The organism is Pseudochrobactrum saccharolyticum, assembly GCF_008801715.1.
Classification (GTDB): domain Bacteria; phylum Pseudomonadota; class Alphaproteobacteria; order Rhizobiales; family Rhizobiaceae; genus Pseudochrobactrum; species Pseudochrobactrum saccharolyticum.
Genome location: NZ_VZPG01000001.1, coordinates 673280 through 686115, shown reverse-complemented (window position 1 = coordinate 686115; position 12836 = coordinate 673280). Strand labels below are relative to the sequence as shown.

Annotated in this window: 13 protein-coding genes; 4 read left to right on the top strand and 9 right to left on the bottom strand. The window is 52.8% G+C overall.

Annotated elements, in window-relative coordinates; translation table 11 throughout:
* Positions 1-8 precede the first annotated feature (8 nt).
* The 7 genes from F7P81_RS03100 to F7P81_RS03070 all read right to left on the bottom strand — a co-directional run bounded on the left by F7P81_RS03100 (position 9) and on the right by F7P81_RS03070 (position 6889).
* Complete coding sequence (locus F7P81_RS03100; RefSeq protein WP_151158535.1) at positions 9-1031, bottom strand: ABC transporter ATP-binding protein; 1023 nt, start codon at positions 1029-1031, stop codon at positions 9-11.
* Positions 1024-1821, bottom strand: a complete 798-nt coding sequence (locus tag F7P81_RS03095; protein ID WP_151158534.1) for an ABC transporter permease — start codon at positions 1819-1821, stop codon at positions 1024-1026. Before F7P81_RS03095 ends, F7P81_RS03100 begins: the two co-directional genes overlap by 8 nt.
* The gene (locus F7P81_RS03090; RefSeq protein WP_022709509.1) at positions 1818-2645 is read right to left on the bottom strand and encodes an ABC transporter permease; all 828 of its coding nucleotides are present in this window, start codon (positions 2643-2645) and stop codon (positions 1818-1820) included. Before F7P81_RS03090 ends, F7P81_RS03095 begins: the two co-directional genes overlap by 4 nt.
* A gap of 210 nt (positions 2646-2855) precedes the next feature.
* On the bottom strand, positions 2856-3872 hold the full coding sequence (locus F7P81_RS03085) for an ABC transporter substrate-binding protein (RefSeq protein ID WP_075654766.1): 1017 nt from the start codon (positions 3870-3872) through the stop codon (positions 2856-2858).
* Positions 3873-3981: 109 nt separating this feature from the next.
* Positions 3982-5037 (bottom strand): LacI family DNA-binding transcriptional regulator, encoded by a 1056-nt coding sequence (locus F7P81_RS03080; protein WP_151158533.1) that lies wholly within the window; start codon positions 5035-5037, stop codon positions 3982-3984.
* A gap of 101 nt (positions 5038-5138) precedes the next feature.
* Complete coding sequence (locus tag F7P81_RS03075; protein ID WP_151158532.1) at positions 5139-6272, bottom strand: sterol desaturase family protein; 1134 nt, start codon at positions 6270-6272, stop codon at positions 5139-5141.
* On the bottom strand, positions 6269-6889 hold the full coding sequence (locus tag F7P81_RS03070; RefSeq protein WP_151158531.1) for a phosphatase PAP2 family protein: 621 nt from the start codon (positions 6887-6889) through the stop codon (positions 6269-6271). The genes F7P81_RS03075 and F7P81_RS03070 overlap by 4 nt, the downstream gene beginning before the upstream one ends.
* 164 nt (positions 6890-7053) lie before the next feature.
* Here F7P81_RS03070 and F7P81_RS03065 point away from each other — a divergent pair, with 164 nt between their 5' ends.
* The 4 genes from F7P81_RS03065 to F7P81_RS03050 are packed head-to-tail and all read left to right on the top strand — an operon-like array spanning position 7054 to position 11180.
* The gene (locus F7P81_RS03065) at positions 7054-8088 is read left to right on the top strand and encodes a 3-oxoacyl-[acyl-carrier-protein] synthase III C-terminal domain-containing protein (RefSeq protein ID WP_210246197.1); all 1035 of its coding nucleotides are present in this window, start codon (positions 7054-7056) and stop codon (positions 8086-8088) included.
* Entirely contained in the window at positions 8088-9065 is a 978-nt protein-coding gene (locus tag F7P81_RS03060) for an NAD-dependent epimerase/dehydratase family protein (RefSeq protein ID WP_151158530.1), read from the top strand. Before F7P81_RS03065 ends, F7P81_RS03060 begins: the two co-directional genes overlap by 1 nt.
* On the top strand, positions 9049-9909 hold the full coding sequence (locus F7P81_RS03055) for an MBL fold metallo-hydrolase (RefSeq protein WP_170265205.1): 861 nt from the start codon (positions 9049-9051) through the stop codon (positions 9907-9909). Before F7P81_RS03060 ends, F7P81_RS03055 begins: the two co-directional genes overlap by 17 nt.
* Complete coding sequence (locus F7P81_RS03050; protein ID WP_151158528.1) at positions 9906-11180, top strand: F390 synthetase-related protein; 1275 nt, start codon at positions 9906-9908, stop codon at positions 11178-11180. The genes F7P81_RS03055 and F7P81_RS03050 overlap by 4 nt, the downstream gene beginning before the upstream one ends.
* Before the next feature lie 31 nt (positions 11181-11211).
* Here the strand turns inward: F7P81_RS03050 and F7P81_RS03045 are convergent, their stop codons facing one another.
* Entirely contained in the window at positions 11212-12024 is an 813-nt protein-coding gene (locus F7P81_RS03045; protein WP_151158527.1) for an arginase family protein, read from the bottom strand.
* A gap of 99 nt (positions 12025-12123) precedes the next feature.
* On the bottom strand, positions 12124-12687 hold the full coding sequence (locus F7P81_RS03040; protein ID WP_151158526.1) for a hypothetical protein: 564 nt from the start codon (positions 12685-12687) through the stop codon (positions 12124-12126).
* Positions 12688-12836 lie beyond the last annotated feature (149 nt).

The following is a 12836-nucleotide window of genomic DNA, read 5'->3' as shown; positions in this document are numbered from 1 at the left end:
GCTGAAAGTTACTCCCGTTCCAGAATTGCCGCCTGATCAATTGGCAGATCAAAGGCAACTTCATCGCCCAGTGCATAGGCAGGCAATGTGGCATCAACATCCGCTTTGACAGAGCCGAATGGTGTTTCCAGCACATATTCACGAGTGTTGCCGGCAAATGCCGCGCCGCGCACAATACCTTTGAGCGGGCCGGAACCAAGCGTGACGATCTTCGGGCGGAACGCCAGACCGGCAGCTTTCGGCAACACTGCATTGAGTGGCACTTCAGCAGTTTCGGAATAGAGTTTGCCGTCGCGGATCGCATAGACATTCTCGTAACCGACAAAGTCAGCCACAAAGCGCGATGCCGGATGGTTATAGATTTCTTCAGGTGTGCCGATCTGTTCAATCGCACCGGCACGCATCACCACGATACGGTCAGCGAGCGCCAGCGCTTCTGCCTGATCGTGGGTCACGAAGATCATGGTGACGCCGGTTTCCTGCTGCACGCGCTGCAATTCGGTGCGCATGTCGAGACGCAGACGCGCATCCAGATTGGACAGCGGCTCATCCAGCAGCAGCACTTTCGGCTCCATCACCATCGAGCGGGCAAGGGCAACACGCTGTTGCTGACCACCGGACAATTCCGGCGGCTTACGGTCAGCGAATTTGGCCAGACCAACAGATTTCAGGCCGCTTTCAACCTTCTGGCGCAGTTCATCGCCCTTGATACCTTTGAGTTTGAGACCAAAGGCAACATTGTCGAACACGGTCAGATGCGGGAACAGCGCATAGGACTGAAACACCAGCCCGATTTCGCGCTTATTGGCAGCAACACGGGTAATGTCTTTGTCGTCAAGACGGATAGTACCGCCTGCCACATCCATCAGGCCTGCAATCGCACGCATGGTGGTGGTTTTACCGCAGCCTGAAGGGCCGAGCAGCGCCAGCAACTCACCTTTGTTGATTGTGAGATTGAGCTTATCCACGGCCGTGGTGTTGCCGTAACGCAGTGTCAGCTGGTCGAGAGTAAGAAAGGCTTGATCAGACATAGCGGGAGAATCCTAGGAAACGTTCTGCGAGAAGGACAATGCCCATGGACAGAAAAGCAAGCAGAGAGGAGAGGGCGGCGATGGAAGGATCGAAAACGATTTCCATATAGCCCAGCATATCGATTGGCAGGGTGCGTACACCGGGGCCGGAGAGGAACAGCGACACCGGCACCTGATTGAAGCTGGTGACAAAACCGAGAATGAAAGCGGAAAGAATACCGCCTTTGATATTCGGCATCACCACGCGGAAGAACGCACCGGCGCGCGAGCAACCGAGCAGCACAGCTGCTTCTTCCATATCGGAGCGCAGATTATTGAGGCTGGCAGACACCACACGCACCGCATAAGGCAGCACCAGTGCCGTATGTGCCAGAAACAGCGCCAGCGTAATGGACATACCAACCGGCACCACGAAATAGCGCAGAAGCGCCAGACCGACGATAATACCCGGCACGATGATTGGTGAGGATACGATCGTGCGCACGGTTTCAGAAAACGGCATGTCATAACGTGCCATCGCATAGGCTGCCGGTACGCCGAGTGCCAAAGTCACCAGAGTACCACCGACCGCCAGAACCATGGAGGTGACGAAGCTTTGCTGGAAACTCTCGATGGTAAAGACCTTATAGACCCATTTCAGCGAGAAGCCCTGCGGCGGGAATGCCAGTGTGTCGCCTGCCGAGAAAGAGGCGGCAACGATGATGAGGAACGGGCCGATCAGAAAGACAATAACGAGCCAGAGAACCAGATTGGCCGGATTAATCAGCCGTGAAAGCAAATTCGAGTTCATTTTTTGCCCTTCACTGTTGCAATACGCTTCAGAAGAATATTAGCGGCGAAACTCATCACGACGAGAATGAGTGCGATAACGCTGGCCGCAGCAAAATTATTGGATACGGTTACGTGCTGATAGAGCAGTGTTTCCAGCATCAGCACCTTGGAGCCACCAAGAATGGCCGGTGTGATATAGGCGGTGAGCGAACCGGTGAAGACCAGAGTACCGCCCACAACCAGACCCTCTTTGGTCAGCGGCAGAATGATTTTCCAGAAAACGGTAAACCAGCTGGCACCGAGCACGCGGGCTGCAGGCACCACATCTTTCGGCAGGTTTTCCAGCGCACTGATCAGCGAGATCACCATCAGCGGCAGGAAGAGCTGCAGAAGACCGATAAAAATCGCGGTTTCGGTGAACAGAATACGCAGCGGCGCATCGCTTAAGCCCACAGCCTGCAAGGCCTGATTGATAATACCGGTGCGGCCGAGAATAACGATCCACGCATAGGTGCGGGCAACCGGCGAGATCATCATAGGCAGCATGATCAGACCGATCATCCGGCCTTTGGAATTGGCAGGCAGCCCGACAATCGCCCATGCGGTGGCATAGCCGATAATCGCAGCGACAACGGTTACTTCCAGCCCCAGCCGCAGGGTACGCCAGAACACGGTTCGGTTCATCGGCTCGGAGAAAAAATCAATCCATGGGGCAATTGTCCATCCTTCTGTCGATCTGAAACCTTCAGACAGCAGAAGAATAACTGGGACGAGGAAGACAAGTGCCGCGAAAAGCGCTGCCGGCAAGGCCAGCCACATGGCTTCGGTGCGGTTGTTGAACATAAGCTTTCCTATAAGACAGGTGGCCTACACCATAATTCCTTAAATTTGAAACAATTTAAGGAATTATGGTGTAAATATAATGTGTTAGAGCGACCTTTGTGCGCCCGAGAGGGCGCCCGGCGCTCTAGCTGGAGGCGGGGACATAGATCAAAAAAGAAAGCTGCCCGTGAACTGAAAATGTTACGGGCAGCTGCTGTTATTGTGGCCGGATTACTGGCCGATTTTGGCGTTCCATTCTTTCAGCCATGTGTCACGGTTATCGAGAACGACATCGGACGGAATGAGCTGAAGGCTTTTAGCGGTTTCTTCGCCATAGGTGAGATTATTGGCAATTTCGTCGGAAACCTTGACTTCCTTATTGGCAGGACTGTCGACCAGCTTTTCAGCAATCTTGGTCTGAATTTCGGTGGAGAGCCAGAAGTCCATGAATTCGAGCGCCAGATCACGGTTCTTGGAATCCTTGGCAACAACCATCACATTCATGCCGCCGGTCTGGCCTTCTTTCGGTGTTGCCCAGCCGAGCGGCAGGTCAAGCTTGGTGAAAGGCGCCCAGGAGAAACGGCCGATTGGCGCTGCCCAGATTTCTTCCTGCTGCATCAGCTGAACGAGCTGCGAGGATTTAACGTAGAAAGTTACGATATCGTTGGATTTCTCACCAACCGCAGCAATGGCGTTTTTCAGATCAGCTTCATTATGGCCGAGGGATTTTTCCAGCATATAGAGTGCTGTCGGGCCCTGATTGGTGGTCACATTCGGGAAAGCAATATGCGGTGCATATTCAGGCTTCAGCAGATCTGCCCAGGACTCGATTTTCATCTTGTCGGTGCGGTAGACGATGGATGTCGCGTAGAAGGTGTAGCCAACGCTCATGCCGTCTTTGTTCGGGTCTTTGGCAATGTCGTAGAGCTTGTCAAAGTTGGACAGTTTGGCTGTGTCGATCTTGTCGATCAGACCGGCACGGGAGGCTTGCAGCGCATCCGCCATGGAAACAACAGCCATATCCACAACTGGGCTGGCTTTGTTGGCTTCCATTTTAGCCAGACGCTCTACGCTGTTGCCGGTTTCAACAACCAGTTTGCAGCCGCATTTTTCTTCAAACGGCTTGTAGAGGATTTCTTTGAAGTCATCCTGCGCAAAAGCGTAAACCGAGATGGTCAGGGTCTTGTCAGCGGCATAAGACGCTGTGGTCAGAAGCGCCATGGTGGATGCGGCGATGAGTTTCTTCAGCACTTTTAAAGTCCTTTTGCGGAGTTGGAGCATTTCCAGAAAAAGTGGGAACCGGTTTTTCGTCCGGATAATGCGATAAGAACAAAGAGACAGAGCATTTCTGATATTTTCATTGATACTGGAAATGCTCTGATGAGTGATCAGACAGAATAGAACGGCATGTTTGGCGGGCAATCAGTGTCATCGGTACGCGGGAGGTGCCGAAAGTCGGCACCGGTCCTTTGCGGTTTTCACTTTTGCTCTCAATCACCTGTACCAGTGAGGCAATGGCAATTTCACCGATGCGCGGCAAATCCATACGCACGGTGGAAAGCGCAGGCGTAATACCTGACGCCCAGAACAAGTCATCAAAACCAATAACACTGACATCATCCGGCACACGGTAACCGCTGTGATACAGCTCTGTCATCGCACGCAGGGCATGCACATCGGACACGGCGGCAATGGCCGTTGTGCCGGATGCAATTTTCTCATTCAGGCCGAGATGGGCACCTTTGCCGAATTCAGCCTCGTGATGTTCGATCCACAGAACATCAATGTCTGTTTGTCTGCCTAATCCTGCGCGAATACCGCCTAAGCGGTCATTTTGCACGATAGAGGCCGGATTTTTACCGATCAGCAGCACTTTACGGTGTCCGCCGGACAGCAGATGTTGTCCTACCAGTTCGCCGCCCTGCCAGTGATCCGCCGCAACAGTATTGCCGGGGGTTGAAGGGCTGTCGATCACCGCGACAGGAATATCCAGATCCGCAATGCGGGTGCCAAGACGCGGTACAATCACCAGACCATCGACACCATATTCAATCAAGCGGTTGATCGCCTCAGTCTGCAGACTGACATCGCCGCGCGAGTCTGCAATCAGAATACCATAACCGGCAGCCGCAGCCGCTGCTTCAATCGCCTGCGCAATCTGCGGAAACAGCGGATTGGCAATATCCGGCAAAACCAGACCGAGCACGCTGTTGCGCCCTGTACGTAAAGCCCGCCCTGTATGGCTCGGGATATAACCCATCTGGACAGCTTTAGTTTTAATGCGGGAGATAAGACTGGCCGATACGCGTCCTTTGCCGGACAGGGCATTGGACACCGTTGCAACTGACACGCCAAGAGCCTTAGCGACATCGCTAAGATTGACCGTTTGTTTTGGTTGCAGGGAATCGGACATAAGACGATCTTGATTAAACGATTAATCATCTTTCGATACGGCTTCTTCGCCGGAGAGTCAATGCGACTAAGACGGATGTTTTACCGGATAGGTTGCAGAGATTATTTCAGGGTGTCAGCGCTGTGGATTACGGTAGTGCGCCCCCAGCCGAATAATACTGCGGTACTGTGTGCGGCTAAGGCAGCCATAAAAATCATCCAGAACAGGCCGTGCCATTGAAAATACAGCGCAAAACTGAGCAGCATCAGCCATGTAATCGCAAACCAGCTTAGCACTGCCCATTGTCTGCCCTCACTGATACCGCCTAAAGCAATGGAGCCGGTTGCGAGGAAAATAAACAGCAAAGCCTGTTCTGTGACAGATTGGCTGAGCTGATAGCCATAGAGCCAGATATAGCCGGTAACGAGCGCAAACAGGATGACCGCGCCGCTTAAAATAATAAAACCGGAACTGACAAAATCCGGCGCTTTCTGTTGTTTCTTTTCTCTGCGTGCCTGCAAATATTGGCGGAAAGGCTCATTGCTGGCAACGAACGGGTTTTGTGAAGACTTGTTACCTTTTACGCCATAGGCGAAATCTGTTTCGGGCAGATCCGGACGATAGGTGTCGAACAGCCTGTCCCAGAACACAAAACTTCCTGCATAATTCGAGTCCGAATAGGCTCTGTCATCCACATGATGGATGCGGTGATGTGCCGGTGTGACCAGAATATATTCCAGAAAACCAAGCCTTGGCGTGAGAGCGCTGTGGTTCATCAGCTGGATTGCATAATGCAGCACCGAAACCGTAATGAAGACGGATAGCGGAACGCCCAGCAGTGCCATGGGAATAAAGAAAGGAATGGAGGCGAGGGAGGAATACCATGAATTACGCACGGCCAGCGACAGATTGAAATGCTCTCCCTGATGATGCACCACATGCACGGCCCAGAGCAGCGCGAATTTATGATGCAGACGATGCAGCCAGTAAAAGCAGAAATCCCACATCAGAATAGCAAACAACCACAGCCAGACCGGTGACCACTCCGACACAATATTCAGGCTGAAATTTGCAACAATAAAACCATAACAGGCAAGTTCCAGACCACGAAACAGCCAGAGCATCAGATGGCCGGAATTGAGGTTGAACACCACATCATGCCAGTCGACTTTTTCCTTGCCTGTTTTGCTCAGGATAATCATTTCACTGAGCACAAGGATAATCAGCAGAAAAATCGGAAAGGTAATAGCGATCATGTGGCGCGCCTCACAGCCATTTCCGCTCTGATATTCAGCACCCGTTGCGTGAGCAGGCCTGCGCAGATAGCCAGAGCCGCACCGCCGAGCAGGTCTACGAATTGGTGGCGATGTAATTGCAGAATAGACACTGTAATCGCTGCGCCCCACAGCGCTATAACGGAGCTGCGCAGAATATGCGTTTTTTGCCAGAGCGCACAGACTGCCAGTATTGTGAGCGTCACATGCAGGGACGGCAGGCAGTTCTGCAATGAATCATATTGGATCAGCAATTTCAGAACCGAGGCGCTGAATGTATCCTGTGTAACCGGCGGAAACTGCATTGTTGTCGGCCAGAAAGTGAAAATGATCCCTGCGCCTAAGGCAGAAAGCTGCATGGATCTCGCCAGCCAGATCAGCCGTGTTTGCGGGCAAAACAGATATGCCAGCGCCACCAGCGGGAAAAATGACAAGTATAGCCAGATAGCATTCGGGTCGAAATCAAACCACAAATCAATCGCTGACGGTTGCAGCATGATGGCCGATGCCTGATCCTGACTGCTGGTCAGGCTGTAAATCAGCCCGACAGCACCCCAGCCGGTCAGCATAGCCCAAAGGCGCAAATACAGCGAATTCATCCGGTCTCCCGCTCATTTCCCGTCTGCGAAACATGCTCTTTCGCTGAAACACAGACCCGTTAAATAGCCTGACTTTGCCGTCATTGTCACTAAACTCCGTTACAAAACGTCTCTTGACGGAGGCCGGCTATCATGCGACCCCGTTAAGGAACACCATAATTTAAATGCGAGTATCAATGGCCATCGTTGAAAATGGTGCGGGAAATCCCGGATTGAAACCAGGGTTGAAAATCGCAGGAACCGGCGCTTATCTGCCTGAAAAATGTGTTCTCTCCACGGAAATTGATGCGATGCTGGACTGGCCGTCCGGTACTGTGGAAAACCGCTTTGGCCTCAATGCCCGCTATGTGGCGCAAGGTGCGGAAACCAGTTCTTTCATGGCTGAGCAGGCCGCATTGCAGGCACTGGATGCTGCCGGTATTGCGCCGCAGGAGCTTGATCTTATCCTTGGCGCCTGCGGGGTTATGGAGCAGGTTATTCCTTCAACGGCCACATTGGTTCAGCACCGGCTGGGTTTGGGGAAATCCGGTATTGCAGCTTATGATGTGAATGCAACCTGTCTCAGTTTTATTCAGGCGCTTGATCTTGCCGCTATGAAAATTCAACTGGGGCTTGCTCGCAATGTACTGATCTTTTCCGCAGATATTGCCTCAGTCGGTCTGGACTGGAATGAGCCGGATGTTGCCGCCATTTTTGGCGATGGTGCAGCAGCCGTTGTGCTGACAGCCGACGGGGAAGGTCTGCTTGCCAGCCGATTTGAAACCTATTCGGAAGGGCGCGATGCCTGTGTTCTCGCTGGTGGCGGCACACGAATATCAGCCGCGGTTGATCCGGTGGCGGCAGCGGATGCTTCTTATTTTCGCATGAACGGGCAGGCGGCTTTCCGTGTAACAGCGCGTTATCTGCCACGATTTTTGAAGCGTTTATTCGCGCAAGGTGCGCTGAATATTGCTGATATTGACTGTATCATTCCTCATCAGGCGAGCGGCCCGTCATTGACACACGGGCTGGCACGGATCGGACTTCATCCGGATAAGGTTATTCAGACATTTTCGCGTTTCGGCAATCAGATCGCCACATCCATTCCGATGGCACTGCATATGGCGGTGACGGAACAACGGCTTAAGCGCAATGATCTGGTCTTGCTTGCCGGTACTTCGGCAGGGATTTCTATCGGCGGAACAATATTGCGGTATTAATGGCAAAGATACTTGTGACAGGGGCAACAGGATGCCTCGGCAACACTCTGGCAAAATATCTGTCTGCGCAGGGACATCAGGTTCTGGCACAGGGGCGTGATGCGTATGCCGGTCAATTGCTGCAAGCGCAGGGGATTGAGTTTATTCCTTTTGACCTGCGCGCCGATTATCCGGTGCAAGCCTTTCAGCAGGTTGATATTGTCTTTCATTGCGCCGCTCTTTCAACAGCTTGGGGTAAAGCGGAGGAATTTCAGGCGATCAATGTAACCGCGACACAGCGCCTGCTGGATGCTGCACGCAAAGCGGATGTGGCGCGGTTTGTCTTCGCATCTTCACCGAGTATTTATGCCAACGGAGAAGACCGGTTTAATCTGGCAGAAGATGCGGAATTGCCTGCAATTTTTCCCAGTCATTATGCCCGTACCAAATATGAAGCGGAATGTCTGGTGCTTGTCGCAGACCGGCAGGGAGCTATGCGCACCAGTGCGTTACGTCCCAGAGCGATTTACGGCACCGGTGACCGCTCACTGATGCCGCGTTTGTTGCAGGCAATCCGCCGCGGGCGGGTGCCAATGATCGGCGGCGGGCAAAGCCGGATCGATATTACTCATGTGTCCGATGCAGCACAGGCTATGGCGCTGGCCGGTTTCAGTGAAAATGCCTGCGGTGAGGTTTTCAATATCACGTCCGGCAAGGCTTACCGTTTCTCGGAATTGCTGGCAGCGGTCTGTGCATTAAATGATGCTCATCCGCGTGAAATTCATATTTCCTATGGTAATGCCATGCGGCTGGCCAAAGGGCTGGAATTTTTGCATCGCATTTTCGCACCTGACCGCGAGCCGGTGCTGACCTGTCAGGCGGTGGCATCGCTCGGTCGCAGTCTGACACTGGATATCAGTAAAGCGCAGGTAAAATTGGGATACAGACCAGCCGTGGCGATTGAGGATGGTATTAAAGATTATGCCGGCAATCTCTGAAACCATTCTGGATTTTACATCTTTTCATGTCGGCTATTGCAGCGGGCCGCTGGCGATGACGCAGCGCGGTGCACCGTGGCGTATCGGGCGTTTTCCTGCCGGTATTGCAGTGCTGCGCCATCCGGTACGCGGCACAATTCTGTTTGATACGGGGTACGGTAAGCTGTTCGGAGAGGCAACTGCAGCTTTCCCTGAGCGGATTTACCGTTGGCTGACACCCGTAACCTTTGATGCTGATGACAGCCTGCCAAAACAGTTACAAAAGCGTGGCATTGCTCAGCCCGATCTTGTTTTTCTTTCGCATCTTCATGCCGATCATGTGTCGGGCCTGTTCGATCTGCATGCAATACCGCCGGTTATAACATCGCGTCAGGCGATTGAGAAACTGACCGCAACCCGTCTTGCGACTTTAAAGGCGGGATGTCCGGCGCTCATCCGCGATAAGCTACAGTCTCTGAATTTGCAGGCCGTCGAGTCATTGCCTTGCGTCAGCCTTGCAACTTACGGGCTTGAGGCTTTCGGCAATGGCTATGATCTTCTGGGCGATCAGTCGGCGCTGGTCGTGGAACTTCCGGGGCATGGCTTTGGTCAGACAGGTTTGTTTCTGCCTGCCACAACACAAGGCGCAATTTTTCTGGTGGCGGATGCAATCTGGAGCCTTGAAGCACTGAGACAAAACCGGTTGCCGCCCGATATGACTTTGCGCCGTCTTGGCGACCGCAATGCTTTTCTTGAGATTTTTGCAAAGCTGCGCGCATTCCATCTGGCCAATCCGCAGGTGCGGATTATGGCTTCGCATTGCATGGAAGCCTATCCTTTGAACAGCCACGGGGAGAGAGGATGAACCCGCTTACCGTCTTTCTCCGTGCCCGATATGGCAAGGGTTTTGCATCCCGTGAGGCGATTGCGCAGCATCAGCAAAAGGCGTTTCAGCATTTACGCCGCAATATCATGCCACGCTCTCCTTTTTATGCGCCTTATGCCGGTAAGCCGTTATCTGACTGGCCGTTGATGAATAAAGCTCTGATGATGGAGCATTTTACCGATATCAACACCGCTGGTATCTCGAAGGAAGAAGCACTGCATATTGCGCTGACCTCTGAGCAGGAGCGTGATTTCGCACCGATGATCCGCAATATTGCTGTGGGGCTTTCCACCGGCACATCAGGACAACGCGGGCTTTTTGCCTCGAACAAGCGCGAACGTGCATTATGGGCGGCGCTGATGCTGGGGCGCTTTTCACCGTCATTCCTGCAGCGACAGCGTGTGTCTCTGTTTCTGCGCGCCAATAATATGCTCTATGAGCGGCTGGGCAATGCGCTGATCAGTTTTGAATTTTATGATCTGTTACAATCATTTAACAGCCATTTGCAAAGGCTTGCGGATCAGCAGCCCACAGTGCTGATTGCACCGGCACAAATTCTTGGTCTGCTGGCACAGGCGCAGAAGGAGCGGATAATCAATATCGCCCCGCGCTGTATTATCTCCGTGGCAGAAGTGCTGTCACCGGAGGACAAAAACGCGATTGAAACGGTGTTTGGCATACGGGTCGATCAGGTCTATCAATGCACGGAAGGTGTATTGGGCATGACCTGCCGCGCAGGTAATCTGCATCTTAACGAAGCCTATATGCATATTGAGCGTGATATAATTGATGAAGCCAGCGGCGCATTTGCTCCAATCATCACGGATCTGACGCGCGAGACACAGCCGGTGCTGAAATATCGTCTCGACGATATATTAATCCCCGATAATGAACCTTGTCCGTGCGGTTGCGCCAGTCTTCGTCTTAAGCGGATTGAGGGGCGCTGCGATGATATTCTCTATTGGCGCACAGCAGACGGCACATTGCGTATGATTCCGTCTGATCTTATCCGGCAGGCGATGGCAACAGCCAAGACCGGTATCAGCGATTACCGGACTGTACAGCACGGGCAGCAACTTCTGGAAATATGGCTGGAAGCGGCTGATTATGAACAGGCCTGTGCAGAAGTAACACGTAATTTGGCGGCACAGGCTGTGTCAGTGAAAGCGCAATTGCCGGAACTGCGCTTTCATACAGGTATTCATATGCAGCACGATCAGAAGCGACGGCGCGTCATCGCTAAGCCCTGAGATTGCCTGTGAGTAGTCAGCAGGTTGGACATTACCCTTTTGTGAATAAAGGAGTGACAATCTCTTTCAGAATGCCCAGAGCCGCAGCATTGGCCTGATCGTCATCCGATGCTTCAAATTCCGCAAGTTCAATCCCTGCAATTTTCTCACGCGGCAGTGCTGCAAATAATGCGCGGAGTTGTTCCGGCAGCAAGCCGTGCTGCACTTTATAAGCGGCAGGCACAAAGCCCGGTTCAAGCGCATCCCAGTCAACATGAATCCAGACCGGTGCATCGCCGGTGGCTTTCATAATGGCTTCCGGTGTTACTTCTGATGGCGGAATAACGCGGACACCGGCTTTTTGCAGCAATGCAGCCTCTTCATCATCAATGTCCCGACCGCCGACAATAATCACCTGTTCCGGCCGCAAGCCGCTTCCTGAACCGCTGTCCCAGAGGCCGCAGGCCGCAGCGACAACCATACCGCCAAGATAGCCGGAGCCGGTTGTGGCAGGGGTGTTGAAATCGCCATGAGCGTCGATCCACAAAACCACACTGTCCGGTCGTTCGCGGGCAGCTACAGGCAGACTGGCGAGACTTGCTGAACAGGTATTGGCAAGCAAAACCGGTATCCGGTTTTGGCGAAGGCTGTTTGCTACAGCATTGCTGATCGCGGTTAATGTGTCATGCGCCTGAGGCAGGCTCTCTGACCAGTCATCCTCTTTGGCCGGTGAAGGTGTTCCGACCGTGGTGACCGTTGCGGGGATGAGCTCCCCAACCATAGCGGCGGTGAGGGCGGCACCGGGAATTGCGCCCGATGTACGGTCGGCAATACGGCCCTGAGAAAGAATGATGTCGAAGGCCATATCCGGTCTCGCTTTTCATGGTAACGGAATTTGCTGTTACGCACTTCTATAAGCGGGATAAATATTTGTCATCTTTAAACTTTTCCCCGAACAACATATTCAGTGCACGGCAGCGGCACGCAGGGATTGGTCGAATGCAGCACGCGCCGGACGCGACAGCGCAGATACAGATTGGGAGAACCATTCCGCAATATCCTGCCCTGCTGCCGGTGCAGTCAGACCGGCTCCGGTGCTGAAATTTCCGGTCGTCTGAGGGTATTGGCTGAGCGCTGCGGCAATGCCACCGGCAAAGAAACCGGCATCTTTTGCATGGGGAAACCAGATGCTGCCGTCTTTCTTCTCAGCCTTGTCCAGCATAGCACTATTCGCAATAAGCCCCGCCCATTGCTTGCCTAAACGCTCTGCCTGCCCATGTGTCAGCATAGCAGATGCGTATTGTTGCAGGGCTTTGCGCCCACCAATATTGCTCTGCAAATGATTGGCTGTTTCTGGCAGATTTGCCTCAACCGCAACGGCCAGTTTTTCAAGCTTTGCGGCATCGATATCGGTTGTTGCACCGATGAAACTGTCCAATGTGATATTGGCCGCAAAAACCGGCGCACTATACAATGTTGCAATTGTAATAATGATTTTCAGTACCGGTATTTTGCGAATGATTGTCATAGCTGTTTCAACTCATGAAATAGGTGAAATTGTTCCATTGACTGAAATATTCAATATCAGCGCTTTCCGGTGGTGACATTACACTTATTGTTTCAACTGTGGTCAATCAAAGACGCGTCCTCAGATTTTTATGAAGCTTTGGCCACTTT

Bases quoted from the DNA above. Each gene is read 5' to 3' on its own strand.
- F7P81_RS03100 (WP_151158535.1), bottom strand. From the start codon at position 1,031: ATGTCTGATCAAGCCTTTCTTACTCTCGACCAGCTGACACTGCGTTAC.
- F7P81_RS03095 (WP_151158534.1), bottom strand. From the start codon at position 1,821: ATGAACTCGAATTTGCTTTCACGGCTGATTAATCCGGCCAATCTGGTT.
- F7P81_RS03090 (WP_022709509.1), bottom strand. From the start codon at position 2,645: ATGTTCAACAACCGCACCGAAGCCATGTGGCTGGCCTTGCCGGCAGCG.
- F7P81_RS03080 (WP_151158533.1), bottom strand. From the start codon at position 5,037: ATGTCCGATTCCCTGCAACCAAAACAAACGGTCAATCTTAGCGATGTC.
- F7P81_RS03075 (WP_151158532.1), bottom strand. From the start codon at position 6,272: ATGATCGCTATTACCTTTCCGATTTTTCTGCTGATTATCCTTGTGCTC.
- F7P81_RS03070 (WP_151158531.1), bottom strand. From the start codon at position 6,889: ATGAATTCGCTGTATTTGCGCCTTTGGGCTATGCTGACCGGCTGGGGT.
- F7P81_RS03065 (WP_210246197.1), top strand. From the start codon at position 7,054: ATGCGAGTATCAATGGCCATCGTTGAAAATGGTGCGGGAAATCCCGGA.
- F7P81_RS03060 (WP_151158530.1), top strand. From the start codon at position 8,088: ATGGCAAAGATACTTGTGACAGGGGCAACAGGATGCCTCGGCAACACT.
- F7P81_RS03055 (WP_170265205.1), top strand. From the start codon at position 9,049: ATGCCGGCAATCTCTGAAACCATTCTGGATTTTACATCTTTTCATGTC.
- F7P81_RS03050 (WP_151158528.1), top strand. From the start codon at position 9,906: ATGAACCCGCTTACCGTCTTTCTCCGTGCCCGATATGGCAAGGGTTTT.
- F7P81_RS03045 (WP_151158527.1), bottom strand. From the start codon at position 12,024: ATGGCCTTCGACATCATTCTTTCTCAGGGCCGTATTGCCGACCGTACA.
- F7P81_RS03040 (WP_151158526.1), bottom strand. From the start codon at position 12,687: ATGACAATCATTCGCAAAATACCGGTACTGAAAATCATTATTACAATT.